This is a genomic window from Kitasatospora sp. NPDC090308 (assembly GCF_044769485.1).
GTDB classification, from domain to species: Bacteria; Actinomycetota; Actinomycetes; order Streptomycetales; family Streptomycetaceae; genus Kitasatospora; species Kitasatospora fiedleri.
On record NZ_JBIVXY010000013.1, the window covers coordinates 117,038 to 133,747 of the forward strand.

Below are 16,710 nucleotides of genomic sequence, written 5' to 3' on the forward strand. Positions count from 1 at the left end.
GCCGCTCTGCACCGCGTCGTAGTCCGCGACGACGCATCTGTTGCTGACGAACCCCTCGGCGCAGGCATTCCGGCTCATCCGTCCCGGTGGGGGCGGATCTACGGTTGCGGGTCAGCGCCGGATTCGGACCGGCTTCCCCTGACTGCCGAGGGTGAAAAACCCGTTCATCAGACCATGGTGCGCGACGGGGAGTCAACGGGGCGTCATGTCGCCCGCGCCAGCTCGCGGACCGGGGTGCGGCGCGGTAGCGTCCCGGCTGGCCGCGCGGGGGAACCCGGCGCGAATCCGGGGCTGACGCGCAGCGGTGCGGGGCTCTCCGGCACCCCGAGTCCGCATGCCCGCCGACCGCGCACCCCGAGCGAAAGCCGACCCGCGCGACCCGGGCGGCGGCCGCCCACCAGCACGCCGCAGGCGGCGAAAAGGGGCCCGCGACGAGGACGGAACGGCAGATCAGCCCCTCGTCCGCAACCGGCTCGAGCACCCGCGGTACCGACCCGACGCCCTCGACGGCTTCATGGCCGGCACCGGCCCGAACCCCCGTGCCCCAAGCTCCCCTGACGAACCGAAGTCAGCCCTGTTGGATCGGCGGGTCCGAGCCGTAGCCTGTCCCCCTAGGTTGATCAACTCGGCGGGGTGTCATGACCGGGGGCGGGGCTGTGGACGAGAGCGGTCGAGCAACGAGGGACCCGGTCCCCGAGCCACCGGTGTCCGAGGGCAAGGCGGCACAGAGGGCAGTGGGTCCGCCTCCCCCTCCCCCGCAGACCACGGCGCCGCCCCACCCTCCACGGCCCGCACCGCCTCCGCAGGTGCGCGTGCCCCCGGGTCGGCCATGCTGGTGGCGGCGCAGGCGACGGCCGATCGCGCTCGGACTGATCACGCTGGCGATGCTGCTCGTCGCACTGGCCTACGCCGCAGCTCAAGCCGCCCGGGACGGCGGACTGGTGGTGCTCGTCGAGGTCTTCCACCACCCGCCGGCGTACGGTGCCGCAGTGCTGGTGCTGATCGTCCTCGCCGTCCTGATCGGGTTCCGTTCCCGAGAGACCAGGAGACTGCTGCTGGTCCCGATCCTCGGCTGCACCCTGTTGGCCTCGCCCTTCGCACTGCTCGGCTTCGGCAGCACGCCGCACAAGACCGCGGACCGGCCGGCTCCCGGCCGGTCCGACCGCAGCCTGGTGATCCACGAGGGCACCGCGGTGATCGATCCGCTCTGGTGGGTCTCGGTGGACGCCGGCTCCGGCCTGACCGCACGGCGGTGGCGGGTCGGCTACTTCAACGGCGACGCCCCCGACAACGCGCTGGCCTCGGCGCAGTGGGACGGACCCGACCGGATCAAGCTGACCACCGAGGGCGGCGAGGTGTTCGTGGTGGCCCTCGACCCGGAGACCGGCCGCCCCGAGCGTCAGGTACGAGTGGGCTGAAGGCTCGGTCCTGCACGGGCGTGACCGACTTCGGTCCGTCAGGGGAGCTCGGGGTGTCGGGGTTCGGGCCGGTGCCGGCCGTGGAACCGTCGAGGATGCCGGGTCGGTACCGCGGGTGCTGGAGCCGGTTGCGGACGGGGGCTTCGAGTCGGTCGAGGGCCACGGCGGCGAGGTCGGCCAGGCGGTGCTCGACGTGTGCCCGGCCCCGGCCGGGGGCCGACGCGTTCCGCAGTGCCTGCTCGACGCCTCGGTCGCGGTCGTGCGCGCCGACCGGCTGCTCGCCGACCGGCTGGTCGGACGGCGGCGGCGGCGGACCAGCGCACCCTGATCGGTCCGGCACCCCGTCCCCGGCCCCGTGTCCGGGGTCGGGGCGCCGGCGTTCCGCCGCTCAGGGCGCGGTGATGCCCGGCTGCGCACCGGCGCCGAAGGACCAGCCCTCGACCTCGCCGGGCGCCGGGTTGTAGCTTCCGGCGCCGAGGCTGCTGTAGGTCCAGGCGGTGCCGTGCTGGGCGTGCCAGTACGACCAGTACGCGCTGCCGCTGGGGTTGGTGCAGGTCGTCGGCAGGCTGTTGACCGTGCAGACGAAGCCGGGGTAGCGCGGGTGGAACGCGTACGAGAACCCGGCGCCGGTGAGCGCCGCCAGGCCGCTGGCCGGGTCGCCCGGGGCGCAGCCGGTCTGGATGCCGCCGCCGAGGGCGGTGAAGTCGACCACGACGGTGACGCCGGTGGTGCCGGAGCAGGCCGCCGCCTGCGCCTGGGGGGCCTGGACGGCGGAGACGCCGAGCAGGCCGGCGGTCAGCGCCGTCGCGGCGGCGATCGAGCCGAGGACGCGGCGGGCCGGACGGGCGGGGGCGAGGGTGTCGCTCATGCGGGTGCTCCTTGGTTTCGGGGGCCAGTCGGTCAGGGCGTTCAGCGGGCCGGGCAGGCGAGGGCGGGCGCGGCGGGGCGGGCGCCGTGGGCGGAGAGGGCGACCAGCGGGGTGCCGCTCAGCCCGAGGACCGCCTGGGCGGTGGCGCGGGCGGCGCTGCCCGGGTCGAAGCCGGTGGCGTCGTAGGCGACCGCGCCCCGGACGGCCGGGTCGGCGGCGCAGCCCTGCCGGAGCTCGACCAGGGCGCTCCAGCCCTTGAGCCCGGCCACGGGGCGTCCGGTGGACAGCAGGGTCTGGGTGGCCAGTCCGGTGCTGTTGGCGTTGGAGGCGGTGGCCCCGGCCGCGGCGAACCCGCCGTCGGCGTTCTGGTGCGCGCTCAGCCAGTTCAGTCCGGCGGCGGCCTTCGCGGCGCGTCCGGTGGCGGCGAGGGCCTGGACGGCGAGCGCGGTGGCGTCCGGGTCGGCGGTGCAGGTGGCCTGGCCGAAGGAGGCCGGGAACCCGCCGTCCGCGCACTGGCTGCCGGCCAGGAAGTCGACGGCGGCGGCCGGGGCCCCGGCGGGGGTGCGGGTGAGGGCGATGACGGCCAGGGACTGGCCGAAGGAGTTGCTGTAGTCGCCCCACTGGGAGCGGTCGGAGAAGCGGCCGGCGGCCGTCCGGAGGGAGCGCAGGCGGGCCGGGAGGTCGACGCCGCCGAAGGCGGCCGGGTTCTCGCCGCGGACCTCGGCGGTGAGCAGCAGTTTGGCGGTGGCTCCGGCGTACGCCTCGGTGGTGCCGTCGCCCAGGTAGCCGGCGGTGTTCTCCGGCCTGGCGAGCCAGGCGGTGGCGCGGGCGGCGGCCGTGTCGGAGCCGTGGGCGGCGGCGAAGGCCAGGACGGCGTCGGCGGTCAGCCCCTGGTCGGGGTAGGCGGTGCCGTCGAAGACGGTCTCGAAGTGGTCGCCGTCGACGAGTTGGCGGGCCAGCCAGCCCGCGGCGGCGGCGTCCGGCCGGAGGGTGGCGGTGCCGGCGGGGAGCGGGACGGCCCGGGCGGGGGCGGCCTGGGCGGGGGCGGCCCGGGCGGGGACGGCCGCGGGGAGCGTGGCCGCGAGGGCGAGCGCCGGTATCGCGAGCAGGCGCAGGGGGCGGCGGAGCACGGTCATGGAGAGCCTTTCCGAACCTGCGCGCGGGGCCCGGAGGAGGTGGCGCGCGGCGGCTCAGCCCTCGGAGCTCCGGCCCGCAGACCACGACGGGAGGAGTGGACGTACACCTCCGCCACCGGGTGATCGGGCTCGCCGTCGACAGCCGTCGACGGCCTACCGTTGCGGGTCAGCGCCGGATTCGGACCGGACTTCCCCCGACGGCGGAGTCGGGAAACATGACGGCCCATCATGGCGAGGCGCCGGAGGCCGGGTCAAGGGCGCGCGCGTCCCGCCGACGGACGTCCCGGTCGGCGCTGCGCCTCCGGTTCTTCGCAGGATTCGCCGATTCACCGGTCCGCCGGGTGCGGATTCCGCAGCTCGGCCTGCTGGACCGCCCGCGGTCCGACCGGCAGTCTCGATCATGCGCACCCCAGCCGCCGACGCCTCCGAGGAGTCCCGTGATCGAGCACCGCGTCCGTGTCCACCCCAGCGCCGACCGCCTCCCGCGCGAGGACCAACTCGCCTGGAAGCTCGCCGAGGTGGCCGCCGGCACCGAGCAACCGGAGGCGGCCTGCGCGGACACGGCCGTCAACCGGGTGATCGACAACGCCGCGGTGGCCGTCGCCTCGCTGCTGCGCCGCCCGGTCGCCGTCGCCCGCGCCCAGGCCACCGCGCACCGGGCCGCGCTCCCGGGCGCCTCGGTGTTCGGCAGCGGCACCCGGGTCTCCCCGGAGTGGGCGGCCTGGGCCAACGGCACCGCCGTGCGCGAACTCGACTTCCACGACACCTACCTGGCCGCCGACTACTCGCACCCCGGCGACAACGTCCCGCCGCTGCTGGCCGTCGCCCAGCACACCGGCCGCACCGGCGCGGACCTGCTACGGGGCGTCGTCGCGGCGTACGAGGTGCACGTCGCCCTGGTCAAGGGCATCTGCCTGCACGCGCACCGGATCGACCACGTCGCGCACCTGAGCGCGGCCACCGCCTGCGGCCTCGGGGCGCTGCTGCGGCTGCCGACCGAGGTCACCTACCAGGCCGTCCAGCAGGCGGTGCACACCACCACCGCCACCCGGCAGTCCCGCAAGGGCGAGATCTCCAGCTGGAAGGCGTACGCCCCCGCGTTCGCCGGGAAGGCGGCGGTCGAGGCGGTGGACCGGGCGATGCGCGGCGAGACCTCGCCGTCGCCGGTCTACGAGGGCGAGGACGGCTTCCTGGCCTGGATGCTGGACGGCCCGTCCGCCGACTACGGGGTGCTGCTGCCGGGGCCGGACGAGCCGCGCCGCGCGATCCTGGACACCTACACCAAGGAGTACTCGGCCGAGTACCAGGCCCAGGCGGTCATCGACCTGGCCCGGCGGCTGCGCGGGAAGGCCGGCCCGCTGGAGCGGGTCCGCTCGGTCGTCCTGCACACCAGCCACCACACCCACCACGTGATCGGCTCCGGCGCGAACGACCCGCAGAAGTACGACCCCGCCGCGAGCCGCGAGACGCTCGACCACTCGATCCCGTACATCCTGGCCGTCGCCCTGGAGGACGGCGGCTGGCACCACGAGCGCTCCTACGCCCCCGAGCGGGCCGGACGCCCGGAGACCGTCGCGCTGTGGCGGAAGGTCACCACCGTCGAGGACCCGGAGTGGACCCGCCGCTACCACGACCCCGACCCGGAACGCCGGGCCTTCGGCGGACGCGTGGTGATCACGCTGGACGACGGCTCGGTCGTCGAGGACGAGCTGGGCGTGGCCGACGCCCACCCGGCCGGCGCCCGGCCCTTCGACCGGCCCGCCTACGAGGGCAAGTTCCGCACCCTCGCCGAGGGGATCGTCGCCCCGGCCGACCAGGAGCGCTTCCTCGCCGCCGCGGCCGGCCTCGCCGAACTCGGGGCCGCCGACCTCGGCGAGCTGTTCCCGGCCGTGGACGCCGAAGCGGTGCGCGCCTTCGACGCGACCCTGCCGAAGGGCCTGTTCTGATGCTGCACACCCGCACCACCCCCGCCCAGCGCCGCCGGGCCTTCCGCGAACAGCTCGCCTCCGGCCGGCTGCTGCGCCTGCCCGGCGCGATCAACCCGCTCTCCGCCCGCCTGATCCAGGACCTGGGCTTCGAGGCCGCGTACCTGTCCGGCGCGGTGCTCGCCGCCGACCTCGGCCTGCCCGACATCGGCCTCACCACCGTCACCGAGATCGCCCAGCGCGCCCAGCAGACCACCCGCGCCACCGACCTGCCGGTGCTGATCGACGCCGACACCGGCTTCGGCGAGCCCGTGAACGCCGCCCGCACCGTCCAACTGCTGGAGGACGCCGGGCTGGCCGGGCTCCACCTGGAGGACCAGGTCAACCCGAAGCGCTGCGGCCACCTCGACGGCAAGGCCGTCACCTCCCGGGAGGAGATGGTCCGCCGGGTCCGGGCCGCCGTCGACGCCCGCCGCGACCCCGACTTCCTGCTGATGGCCCGCACCGACGCCCGCGCGGTCGAGGGGCTCGGCGCGGCGATCGACCGGGCGAAGGCGTACGTCGACGCGGGCGCCGACGCGGTCTTCCCCGAGGCGCTGGCCGACCTCTCCGAGTACGAGGCGTTCCGCGCGGCGGTGGACGTGCCGCTGCTGGCCAACCTCACCGAGTTCGGCAGGACCCCGCTGCTGGACACCCGCACCCTGACGGACCTCGGCTACAACATCGCCCTCTACCCCGTCACCCTGCTGCGCCTGGCGATGGGCGCGATCGAGGACGGCCTGCGGACCATCGCCGCCGAGGGCACCCAGGAGTCCCTGCTGCCCCGGATGCAGACCCGCTCCCGGCTGTACGAGCTGCTCGGCTACCGGGAGTACGCGGCCTTCGACTCGGCCGTCTTCGACTTCACCCTGCCGCCCGGCACCTGACGCACCGGAGGTTCACCCATGCCCGCCACCACGCCCGGGGTCCACCGCGGCCTCGCCGGTGTCGTCGTCGACACCACCGGGATCTCCACCGTCCTCCCGGAGACCAACTCCCTCACCTACCGCGGCTACCCCGTCCAGGAGCTGGCGGCGCACCGCTCCTTCGAGGAGACCGCCCACCTGCTCTGGCGCGGCGAACTCCCCGACCCGGCCCAGCTGCGCGAGTTCCGGGCCCGCGAGCGCGCGCTGCGCCCGCTCGACCGCACCACCGCCGAACTGCTGGCCAAGCTGCCCGAGACCTGCCACCCGATGGACGTGCTGCGCACCGCGGTCAGCTTCTTCGGCGCGGAGGACCCCACCGAGGACGACGGCCGTCCGGCCCCCGCCCTCGCCAAGTCGCTGAACCTGCTGGCGAAGCTGCCGACCGTGGTCGCCGCCGACCAGCGCCGCCGCCGCGGCCTGGCCCCCATCGCGCCGGACCCGGACCTGGGGTACGCCGAGAACTTCTTCCACATGTGCTTCGGCACCGTCCCCTCCCCCGAGGTGGTGCGCTGCTTCGAGGTCTCCCTGGTGCTGTACGCCGAACACAGCTTCAACGCCTCCACCTTCACCGCCCGGGTGGTCACCTCCACCCTCTCCGACCTCTACAGCGCCGTCACCGCCGCGATCGGCGCCCTCAAGGGCCCGCTGCACGGCGGCGCCAACGAGGCGGTGATGCACATGCTGGAGGAGATCGGCGACCCGGCCCGGGCCGCGGACTGGCTCGACCGGGCACTCGCCTCCGAACGGAAGATCATGGGCTTCGGCCACCGGGTCTACAAGGACGGCGACTCCCGCGTCCCGATCATGCAGGCGGCCCTCGACCGGCTGGTCGAGGGCTCGGCGGACCCCCGGGCCGTCCGGCTGGCCGCCCTGCACACCGCCCTGCGCGAGGCGGTGCTGGAGCGCAAGGGCATCCACCCCAACCTGGACTACCCGGCGGGCCTCGCCTACCACCTGATGGGCTTCGACACTCCCGCCTTCACGCCGATCTTCGTGATGAGCCGGATCACCGGCTGGACCGCCCACATCACCGAGCAGCTCGCCCACAACGCGCTGATCCGCCCGCTCGCCCGCTACGACGGTCCGGGCCGCCGGACGGTGCCGGTCACCGGGTAGGGCACCCGGGTGCGCCGGTCCGGGTCCACCACGAGCCGACCGGCGGCCGGGGGGCGGGCCCGCTGGGCGCAGTCGGTCCGTTCGCAGATCCGGCAGCCCAGGCCGATCGGGGTGGCGGCCCGCCCCCGGTCGAGGGCGATCCCCTCGGAGTAGACCAGGCGGTGGGCGTGGCGCAGTTCGCAGCCGAGGGCGACGGCGAACTCGCTGCGGGGCGCGCGGTGGCCGTGGCCGCCGTGGGTCACCGTCCGGGCGATCCAGAGGTAGCGCTTGCCGTCGGGCATCTCGGCGACCTGGGTGAGGATGCGCCCGGGTGCGGAGAACGCCTCGTAGACGGTCCAGAGCGGGCAGGTGCCGCCGAGCCGGGAGAAGTGGAAGTCGGTCGCCGACTGCCGCTTGGAGATGTTGCCCGCCCGGTCGGCGCGCAGGAACGAGAACGGCACGCCGCGCCGGCCGGTGCGCTGGAGGGTGGACAGCCGGTGGCAGACCGTCTCGAAGCCGACGCCGAAGCGCGCCTGGAGCAGTTCGACGTCGTAGCGCAGTTCCTCCGCGGCGGTGTGGAAGGCGGAGTACGGCATCAGCAGGGCGCCCGCGAAGTAGTTGGCGAGGCCGATCCTGGCCAGGTCGGCGGCCTGCGCGGAGGTGAAGGCCGGTTCGGCCGCCGCGACCAGGGCGTCGAGCAGCGGGCGGTGTTCCAGCAGCGCGAGCTGGGTGGCGAGTTGGAAGGCCCGCTGGCCGTCCGCCAGCCAGGGCGACAGGCGCAGGGTGCCGCCGGCCGGGTCGAACCGGCGCATCTCGGCCCGGTCGCCCGGGTCGGCGTCCAGCACCCGCACCCCGTGGCGGGCGCCGAACCTGGCCACCAGCGCGGCCGTGCGGCCGGTCGGGTCCGCGGCGAGGGCGGCGGCGGTGCGTTCGGCCTCCGCGTCGAGGACCGCGATGTGGTTGTGGTGCGCGTAGAAGAAGTCCCGTACCTGGTCGTGGGGTTCGGCGGGCACCAGCGCCGCGGCGGCACCCCCCGGGTGGTCGAGTGCGGCGACCCGGGTGACGGCCTCCCGGTAGCGGCGGTGCAGCGCGACCAGCGCCCGGGCGACGTCCGGATGGTTCCGGCTCGCCTCCACCACCTCCTCCGCCGCGACCGCGAGGCCGCACGCCTCGTCGGCGAGGGCGGCCCGCAGGTCGGTGGCGAGCCGTTCCTCCTCCGCCTCGGAGAAGAACTCCGGCTCCACGCCGAAGACTTCGGAGATCCGCAGCAGCACCGCGGCGGTGAGGGGCCGCCGGCTGTGCTCGATCTGGTTGAGGTAGCTGGTCGAGAGGCCCAGCTCGTGCGCCAGCTCGACCTGGTTCATGCCGTGCTCGCGGCGCAGCCGCCGCAGTTTCGCGTGGGCGAAGACCTTGCGCCCGACGGGTGGTGCCATGGTGCGACGTGTCCCTCTTCCTGCTCTGCCTGCTCTGCTCCGTACGCTGCCCCGCGCGTCAGGCGGGCCGTCCCTCCGGAGGGCGTGGATGATCGCGGAGAAGTCCGGTCCGGCGGCCTCGCCCCGGGCGAAGTCGGCGGCCGAACTCGGCGGCCCGGCGGCCGAGTTCGGCCGGGACGGCGACGGCGAACCCCACCGCCTCCAGGCCGCGCCGGAGGTCCCCGGGGGTGCCGGCGACCGGCTTGCCGGCCACGCGGGGGGTGAGTTCTCGTACCATCGGCTCCTTCTCCCGTCCCGGGTGGTGCGGAGGGGAGGAGTGGAGGCCGCCGGCGGGGGTGGGCGCGCGGCGGTGCGGCCACCGCGCGGACGCGGCGGCCTGACACTCCGTCAGGGGATCTGGGCCCCGACGGACTTCGGCACGTGGCCGGGTGGCGCACCGGTGGTGCGGGAGCAGCCCGGGGTCATGGCGTGTCGTCTCCATCCTCGTGGAAAACACGGATCACCCGCGGCCGGTATCCTGACTCCCGGATCGACGCCCGCCCCCCGGCCTTCCCGGCTGGCTGCCAGTGGCCCTCGCCCACGAGGACGGACTCCCCGGTCACAGTGGCGGGACCGTGCCGGACTCGCACCGGCTTCCCTGACACCGCGGACCTGCCTTCGACCCTATAGTCGGGCGTCCTGGTAAGTCCAGGGCATCCGCGCCCCCTCGCCCCGCGCCGCCGTCACCCCCGAGCCGCGCCACCGGCGGGCGAGCCGGGGGCGGCCGTGCGCCGCGACGTCAGCAGGACGGCGGCGAGCGTGCCCGCCTCGGTGATCCGGCCGTCCGCGCACATGGCCACCGCCTCCGGCAGGGGCACCCAGCGCAACTCCATGTCGGCCTCGCTCGCCTCCCGGCGGTGCTCCCCGACGGTCAGACCAGTGGCGAGGTACAGGTGCTCCCGGGTGCGCGCACCGGCGGGCATCCGCCACATCGCCGTCAACGGCTCGACCCGGTCGGCCCGGACGCCGGCCTCCTCCGCCAGCTCCCGCCGCGCCGCCGCCGCAGGCTCCTCCCCCGGCTCGCACCCTCCCCCGGGACACATCAGCAACCGCTGCCCGCACGCGTAGACGTCCTCCTCCACCAGTGCGACCCGCCCCCACCCGTCGAGCGCCACGACCCGCACCCCGTCGACGGACTCCGTGAACTCGTAGGTCCCCGTGCTCCGATCGGCCCGCCGGACCGCGTCACGGCGCACCACCAGCCGCACTCCCCGGTACTGGACGGTCGACGAGAGCGTGGTCCATCCGTCGATCATGCCGACTCCTCCCGGGGCTGTGGCGCACGGCCGGGCAACGCCCCGAGGATCTCCAGGGCCCGGTCGGCGACCTGACGGGGCGTGCGGCGGGTGGTGTCGATGACGTCGGCGGCGGCGGCCAGCCACCCCCGGTACGCCTCGGCGTAGCGGGGCAGCCTGCCGCGCCGGAAGACGCGGACCCTCTCGCTGCGCTCCTCGTCCCCGGGGAACTCGGCACCGGCGTCGATGCGGGCCCGGACCGTGTCCGGGTCGGCGTGCAGCAGCAGGTGGTGCAGCGGGACGCCGGCGGCGCGGACGGCGTGGTGGATCTCGGCGGCGTAGTCCCGGCGCAGCAGCGTCATCGGGACGATCACCGGCCCACCGTCGTTCTCCCGGTGGCAGCGGACGGCGAGTTCGGCGACGAGGGGGCGCCAGGCCGGGTTGTCCTGGAAGTCGGCGTACTTGCCGGGGAAGACCTGGCGCAGCAGGAAGCCGACCTCCTCCGGGTCGACCAGGACGGCCCCGGGCAGCTCGCTCCGCAGGGTGGCGGCGAGGGTGGTCTTCCCGCCGCCGAAGGGGCCGTTGAGCCAGACGATCACCGGGGGTTCCTTCCGTGGGGGGCCGGTTCGCCGGTGCGGGTGGCGGCGTGGTCCTGGATGAGGCGGCGGGTGGAGTCGCGCAGGTTGAGGCGGTGCAGGTCGTCGGGGCGGAACCAGTGGACGAGGACGCCCTCGCGCAGGTCCGCGGTGTCGGGGTGGCCGTCCCAGTGGGCGGTGAAGACCTGGATCGGGACGGCCAGGCCGTGCCGGTCGGTCGTCCACTCGACGGTCAGCGGTTCGACCTCGCCGAGGCGCAACCCGGGGACCTCTTCGGCGAGTTCGCGGCGCAGCGTGGCCTCGATGGTGGCGTCGCCGGGTTCGCGTCCGCCGCCGAGCAGGCTCCACTCCCCGGGTGCCCAGATGCCGGGGAAGTTGTCGCGCAGGTGGAGCAGGTACGCGCCGCGGCCGTTGTGGACGACGGCGGAGGCGTTCACCGGCTCGGTCCGGCCGGTCAGGCCCGCGGCGAGGAGTCTGGCGCGCAGCCCGGGCGGGGCGACCTCGGCGAGCGGGCACCACTTGGACCCGGGAGCCTCCGCCGTCCGTGGCGGCGCGCCGTCGTCCACGAGGTGAAGGACGAAGCGGAAGTCGTAGTGCCGGTGGGCGACTTCGCCCTGGTCAGGGTCCGGGCCGATGTCGTCGATGTCGACGTCGATGTCGACGGGCGCGTCGAGCAGCTGCGGGGCGAGGCGGAGCGCCCCGGCCGGGATGCCGGTCTCCGCCCCGACCTCGCGGATCGCGGTCGCGAGCAGGCTCCCGTCCCCGGCTTCGGCGCGGCCGCCCGGGCACCGCAGCAGCCCGGTGGCCCGGTGGCGGACGTGCAGGACCCGCAGGTCGCGGTCGAGGACGACTCCGCTACAGGTGACGTGCGCGGGCGACGTGGCGCGGCCGGTCGGCTCGGACGCGGTGGCCGGCAGGTCCAACAACGGCCGGAGGCGGGCCCGTTCGGCGGGGTGGCGGTCCAGGTAGGCGCGGGTGACGGCGTCGACCTCCGTGCTGGTGACTGGCAATCGAGGCTCCGTATCCGGTCTCACGAGTGGGCGAGGCCCGCCTGGTCGGAACGACAAGTCCCGTCGCTCCAGGTCGGGTTGGGCATCCGATCGTCGGGGATCGGACGCGCTCCGTTCAAGTGGGCCGTCCCCGGGCGCGCCCGGGTCGAACGGGGCGTTTTCGAGCACCCCGACGTAGCCGTCCGGCGCGGCGTCCGGCGGTCGGCGCGCGCTCCCGGCTCCCGACTCGCGGGCGGCACGGGCCTGTTCGAGGGCCGTTGCCCGGCCGTTGCCCGGCCGTTGCCCGATCGGTGGCCGGGCCGGTGCGGACGCCGGGGTGGGCGGCGGAGCGGACGGGAGGGTCGTACGGGGCGCAGCCGTCGGCGGATTCATCCGTTCGGCTGACGGCGGTCCGGGCGGGGTTTCGGACGGGCCGCGCCGCCCGCGTCCGGCGGGGGCCCTCGGGCGAAACCGCCGGCAGCCGAGTGGACCGCGCCGAACCGTCCGAACCGTCCGGACCGTCCGAACCGTCCGGACCGTCCGGACCGGACACCGCCCGCCCGGGACGGCAGGCCGTCGCCGGACTGCCGTGGTTCAGCCGTTGCCGATCCGCAGCAGCTCGGCGACGGCCGGGCCGGCCGACCGGGCGCCGTGCAGGCCGCCCTCGACCTCGGCGGCCACGGCCAGGTCGCCCCGGTAGGCGGTGAACCAGCTGTTCGTGGGCTTGCCGCCGCCGACCTCGGCGGTGCCGGTCTTGGCGGCGGCGCCGGGGATGCCGGCCATCGGTCCGGCGGCGGTGCCGCTCTGCGCGGTCCGGGTCATCAGGGCGCGCAGGTCGTTCAGCACGCCCTTGGAGAGCCGCCGGGCGGCGGGCTGCTGCGGCAGGCCGGGCAGCAGGATCGGCATCCGGAAGGTGCCGCTCTGGACGGTCGCCGCGACCGAGGCCATGGCGAGCGGGTTGGTCTGCACCCGGCCCTGGCCGATGAACTCGGGGGCGGCGGCGGCCATGTTCGACTCGGTCGGGATCCTGGTGTCGAAGTCGGTCAGGCCGGTCCGCCACTCCAGGCCGAGGCCGAACACCTCCTTGGCGGTGTTCGGCAGGCTGTCGGGTTTCAGCACCTCCCGGCCCTTCTCGAGGAAGGCGGTGTTGCAGGACTGGGCGAAGTCGTCGGCGAAGGTGTTGCCGGGCCGGGCGTCCGCGAAGTCGTTGGCCACCGGGAGGCCGGTGACCAGGGTGGTGGCCGGGCAGGGCACCGGGGTGGACGGGGTGACCCCGGCCTCCAGCAGGGCGGCGGCGGTGACCACCTTCATCGTCGAGCCGGGCGGGGTGATGCCGGTGAAGGCCCGGTTCGGGCCGGTGGACGGGGAGAAGGCGTAGGCCAGGACGTGGCCGGTGCTGGGCTCGATCGCGACCAACGAGGCGGCCCGGGTGCCGCCCGCGGACTGCTTCGCGACGGCGGCTTCGGCGGCCTCCTGGAGGCGGGCGTCCAGGGTGAGCTTCAGGGCGGGGATCGGCCGGGGTTCCGTGACGGTGAACAGCTTCTCCGCCGTGCCGTCGGAGTCCTTGGTGATCAGCACGGCGGAGCCGTCGTCCGCGGTGCCGCCCTGCGGGACCAGCGCCGTGAACTGCTCCAGGGACCCGGCCAGCGAGGGGAAGCCGGTCAGCGGCTTGCCGTTGCGGTCGGTGATGCCGGCGGGTGTCCCGGCGACCGGGCGCACCGCGATGCTCTCCCCGGCGTCCAGGTGCGGGTGGATCACGTGCGGCGTCCAGTGCACGACGGTCCGGCCGTCGCGGGTCCGCACCAGGCCGAGCACGCCGTCGTAGGTCCACGGCGTGCCGGTCCCGGCGAACTCCACGCTCGCGCTGAACGGCAGCGAGAGCGCGGTGTCCGTCGCCGGGGCGGCGGACGGGGCGGACGGGGCGGACGGGGCGGCGGACGGGGCGGCGGACGGGATGGAGCCCGGCGCCGAGGGGGCGGGGCCGGCCGCGGGCCCGACCGCGGTCAGGTGGATCGCGCTCGGCCCCACCTGGCGCTGGAACGCGGTCAGCGCGGTGGTCGCCGCGGCGGGGTCGTCGGTGGCCGCGGCGGCGCCCGACAGGTCGCCCCCGGCCCAGGCCGCGAGGAACGCCCGGGCGGCACCGGCCGCCTGCTCGGCGGTCGGCGGCCCGGTCACCGCGGGCCGCGCCCCGGCCGCGGCCGCCCCGCCGGACCGGCCGGACCCGCCGGTCAGGGCGGTGGCGAGGTTGTAGACGCCGTAGCCGGCCACGGTCACCACGGCCGTGAGGACGGTGGCGATGGCGGTCTTCACGCTCTTGCGCACGGTGCTCTTCCCCCCTGGGTCGGGCTGTCGGAGAGGCCCCGGCCGCGCACCACGCACCGCGCACCACGCACCACGGCACCGGCACATCACGCCCCGGCCCGCCGCGCCCCGCCCGAGTCCTCCGCCCGCCACGCTAGGGCCGTACGCGGACGGTCCGCCTGAGCATCCGTACTCAGAAGGGGCCGCACGGGAGCGCCCCGGCCCGGTGGTCCGGGTCGGGGCGCTCCCAAGAGGGCGCTCGGGGCGAGCAGTTGACGGGCCGTCAGGACGCGGAGTCCGGCAGGCCGAACACCACCTGGTTGGAGAGCACCACCCCGTGGCTGCTGACGTCGATGGTGATCCGGTCCCCGTCCGCGATCCGGAACCCGTCGTGGTAGCTGGCCTGGTCCGCGCCGAGCAGCAGGTAGTGGACCAGCCCGGGGCGGCGCAGCGCCGGGTACTCGAAGAGGTTGTCCACCATCGCCTGGACCTTGAAGTACAGCGCGTCCTCGCCGCAGTCGAACGGGCCCTCCCAGGCGGTGGCGCCGTCCCGCTCGATGGTGACCCGGCCGGTGACCGAGGAGGGCGGCTCGCCGAGGAAGAGCCAGGGCGCGATGGAGGTGTCGACCAGCTTGCAGTACGGGTTCCAGCCGGGGTTGCGGATGTGCAGGCCGATGTCGCACAGGTCGTTGCCGAAGGTGTACCCGGCGTACCGCGGGTTGCCCGCGTCGTCGTTGACGTAGACCAGGGCCACCTCGGGCTCCTCGATCAGCGCGACGGAGCGCTTGGGCGCGACCAGCGGGTCGCCGGGCAGCCGCAGCCAGGAGCCGAAGCCCTTGAAGAACCAGTTCGGCGCCACGAACTCCTCGCCCTCGACCGGCTCCTTCTCGAACTTCGAGCGGTGGGTGCGCATGAAGCCGCTGAGCAGGGCGTTGCCGGTGGCCTCGGGCAGCAGCGGCGGCAGGTAGCGGATCTCCTGCTCGCCGCCCTCGACGACGACCGGATCGGCCTCGGCCTTGATCGCGGCGATGACGTCCTCGGGGTTCTCGGCGGCGATGAACTCGGCCTGCAGCCGGCCGTCGTTGACCCGGTAGAGGGTCAGCGGGGCGCCGGGGACGGGCTTCTCGAAGCCCGCGTACCGCTGGCCCTGGTATTCGCATTCGAAGAGTACGGCCATCTCCGGTTCCTCCTGAGCTCGTTGGTGCGTGCGGTCCGGCGCGGGCCGGACGGTGCGTGCGGTGACGGGTGGGGTGGTGCGTGCGGTGACGGGCGGGGTGGTGCGCGCGGTGACGGGTGCGGGGGCGGATGCGGTGACGGGCGGGGTGGCGAGGTCGGCCAGGACCTCCTCGATCCGGTCGACGGACGCCCTGATCCAGGGCAGGTCGAGCGGGTCGGCGGCGGCCAGCGCGGCCTCCTGCCGTTCGGCGGTGTCGCCGTAGAGCCGGCTGGTGGCGGCGCGCAGCCGCAGCGGCCCGGGGTCCTCGCCGAACTCCTCGGCGGCCAGCACGCCGAGGCCGTGGCGGTCGGTGAGCAGCCGGGCCAGCGCCGTGCCGGTGTGCACGCCGTGGGCGGCGAGCGGCTCGCGCAGCGGCTCGAAGTCCGGGTAGAGGTAGCAGGTGGCGCGGACGGGGTCGAGCAGGGCACCGGCGGCGGTGAACCGCTCGGCGACGGCGCGGACGACCCGCCCGTGCAGCCGGCGGGCGGCGGCCACCCGGGCGGTGACCTCCGGCGGTTCGTCGAAGGCGTAGGCGGCGGCGGCCTGGACGGGGGCCGGCGGGCTGGACCAGATCTGGCTGGCGACGGCGACCAGCCGCTCGCGCAGCTGTCGGCCGGCCGGGCCGGAGGGCAGCAGGGCGACGCCGGTGCGCCAGCCGCCGACCGCCAGGTTCTTGGTCAGTCCGCCGGTGACGACGGTGCGTTCGGGGGCGAACAGGGCCGGGGAGGCGGCCGGGGTGTCCGGGTCGAAGACCAGGTCGGTGTAGATCTCGTCGGAGATGACGGTCAGGTCCAGTTCCCGGGCGGCCTCGGCCAGTTGCCGCACGGTGTCGGGCGAGGCGACGTTGCCGGTGGGGTTGTCCGGCAGGGTGACCACGACCGAGCGCGGGTCGCGTCCGGCGGCGCGGGCGGCCCGGACGGCCTCGCGCAGCGCGTCCGGGTCCGGCACGCCGCCCTCGCCGGGCCGGACGGGGACCCGCAGGGCGGTGGCCCCGGCCAGCGCGGCCTGGGCCGCGTAGCTGACCCAGCTGGGCCGGGGCACCACCACGTCGCCGCCGATCGCCTTGACCGCGGCGAACAGCAGGGACTTGCTGCCGGGCCCGGCGACCACCGCGTCCGGCTCGGCGGCCAGGCCGCGCCGCCGCCAGTACCCGGCGGCGGCGGCGCGCAGCGCGGGGCTGCCCGCCACCGGGCCGTAGGTCGCCTCGCCGACGGCGGCGGCCAGCCGCTCCCGCAGTTCGGGGAGGACGGGCAGGCCGATCTCCCCGCTGGCCATCATCAGGACCTGCTCGCCGGCGGCGCGTCGGCGGGCGAGTGCCTCGTCGGCGGCCAGCGTCGCCGACAGGGTCACCGGGGCGGGCTCGGTCATGGGCGGACTCCACGGGTCGGTTCGGGTCGGACGGGAGGGCGGCCGGCGGGCCGGACGGGGGCGCCGCCCGCCGTGGCACCGCCGCGCCCCGGCCCCGCAGGCCCCGCGGCGCCCGCAGGCCCCGCA

General features: G+C 75.6%; 13 protein-coding genes and 4 riboswitches. Of the genes, 5 read left to right on the top strand and 8 right to left on the bottom strand.

The window, feature by feature from the left end; all coding sequences use genetic code 11:
* Positions 1 to 40: 40 nt before the first annotated feature.
* Positions 41 to 179, bottom strand: a riboswitch (cobalamin riboswitch).
* Positions 180 to 267: 88 nt separating this feature from the next.
* A riboswitch (cobalamin riboswitch) is annotated at positions 268 to 340 on the top strand.
* Positions 341 to 884: 544 nt separating this feature from the next.
* Positions 885 to 1,418 carry a hypothetical protein gene (locus tag ACIQVD_RS26030; RefSeq protein WP_400680715.1) on the top strand — a complete coding sequence of 178 codons (534 nt, stop codon included), beginning with the start codon at positions 885 to 887 and terminating at the stop codon, positions 1,416 to 1,418.
* A gap of 115 nt (positions 1,419 to 1,533) precedes the next feature.
* On the top strand, positions 1,534 to 1,746 hold the full coding sequence (locus tag ACIQVD_RS26035; protein ID WP_402291877.1) for a hypothetical protein: 213 nt from the start codon (positions 1,534 to 1,536) through the stop codon (positions 1,744 to 1,746).
* Between the two features lie 60 nt (positions 1,747 to 1,806).
* Here ACIQVD_RS26035 and ACIQVD_RS26040 read toward each other — a convergent pair whose 3' ends face one another.
* Positions 1,807 to 2,286: a flagellar hook-length control protein FliK gene (locus ACIQVD_RS26040; protein WP_402291878.1), complete on the bottom strand. Its 480-nt coding sequence runs from the start codon at positions 2,284 to 2,286 to the stop codon at positions 1,807 to 1,809.
* Between the two features lie 41 nt (positions 2,287 to 2,327).
* Positions 2,328 to 3,422 carry a prenyltransferase/squalene oxidase repeat-containing protein gene (locus ACIQVD_RS26045; RefSeq protein ID WP_402291879.1) on the bottom strand — a complete coding sequence of 365 codons (1,095 nt, stop codon included), beginning with the start codon at positions 3,420 to 3,422 and terminating at the stop codon, positions 2,328 to 2,330.
* 96 nt (positions 3,423 to 3,518) lie between these two features.
* Positions 3,519 to 3,652: riboswitch (cobalamin riboswitch) on the bottom strand.
* Between the two features lie 207 nt (positions 3,653 to 3,859).
* On the opposite strand from ACIQVD_RS26045, the gene ACIQVD_RS26050 reads away from it, so the two are divergent.
* Genes ACIQVD_RS26050 through ACIQVD_RS26060 form a run of 3 tightly spaced genes read left to right on the top strand, consistent with a single transcriptional unit; the run spans position 3,860 to position 7,428 of the window.
* Entirely contained in the window at positions 3,860 to 5,368 is a 1,509-nt protein-coding gene (locus ACIQVD_RS26050; RefSeq protein WP_402291880.1) for an MmgE/PrpD family protein, read from the top strand.
* Positions 5,368 to 6,273, top strand: coding sequence for a methylisocitrate lyase (gene prpB / locus ACIQVD_RS26055; RefSeq protein ID WP_402291881.1), 906 nt, complete (start codon positions 5,368 to 5,370; stop codon positions 6,271 to 6,273). Before ACIQVD_RS26050 ends, prpB begins: the two co-directional genes overlap by 1 nt.
* A gap of 18 nt (positions 6,274 to 6,291) precedes the next feature.
* Entirely contained in the window at positions 6,292 to 7,428 is a 1,137-nt protein-coding gene (locus tag ACIQVD_RS26060) for a bifunctional 2-methylcitrate synthase/citrate synthase (protein ID WP_402291882.1), read from the top strand.
* Here ACIQVD_RS26060 and ACIQVD_RS26065 read toward each other — a convergent pair.
* The 6 genes from ACIQVD_RS26065 to ACIQVD_RS26090 form a co-directional block, all read right to left on the bottom strand.
* On the bottom strand, positions 7,386 to 8,840 hold the full coding sequence (locus tag ACIQVD_RS26065; RefSeq protein ID WP_402291883.1) for a short-chain fatty acyl-CoA regulator family protein: 1,455 nt from the start codon (positions 8,838 to 8,840) through the stop codon (positions 7,386 to 7,388). The genes ACIQVD_RS26060 and ACIQVD_RS26065 overlap by 43 nt on opposite strands.
* Positions 8,841 to 9,329: 489 nt before the next feature.
* Positions 9,330 to 9,503, bottom strand: a riboswitch (cobalamin riboswitch).
* Positions 9,504 to 9,562: 59 nt separating this feature from the next.
* Entirely contained in the window at positions 9,563 to 10,135 is a 573-nt protein-coding gene (locus ACIQVD_RS26070; RefSeq protein ID WP_400680702.1) for an NUDIX domain-containing protein, read from the bottom strand.
* On the bottom strand, positions 10,132 to 10,713 hold the full coding sequence (locus ACIQVD_RS26075) for an AAA family ATPase (protein WP_402291884.1): 582 nt from the start codon (positions 10,711 to 10,713) through the stop codon (positions 10,132 to 10,134). Before ACIQVD_RS26075 ends, ACIQVD_RS26070 begins: the two co-directional genes overlap by 4 nt.
* Positions 10,710 to 11,720 (bottom strand): NUDIX domain-containing protein, encoded by a 1,011-nt coding sequence (locus tag ACIQVD_RS26080; RefSeq protein ID WP_402291885.1) that lies wholly within the window; start codon positions 11,718 to 11,720, stop codon positions 10,710 to 10,712. Before ACIQVD_RS26080 ends, ACIQVD_RS26075 begins: the two co-directional genes overlap by 4 nt.
* Positions 11,721 to 12,293: 573 nt before the next feature.
* Entirely contained in the window at positions 12,294 to 14,021 is a 1,728-nt protein-coding gene (locus ACIQVD_RS26085) for a penicillin-binding transpeptidase domain-containing protein (protein WP_402291886.1), read from the bottom strand.
* A gap of 262 nt (positions 14,022 to 14,283) precedes the next feature.
* Complete coding sequence (locus ACIQVD_RS26090; RefSeq protein WP_402291887.1) at positions 14,284 to 16,584, bottom strand: aminotransferase class I/II-fold pyridoxal phosphate-dependent enzyme; 2,301 nt, start codon at positions 16,582 to 16,584, stop codon at positions 14,284 to 14,286.
* Positions 16,585 to 16,710 lie beyond the last annotated feature (126 nt).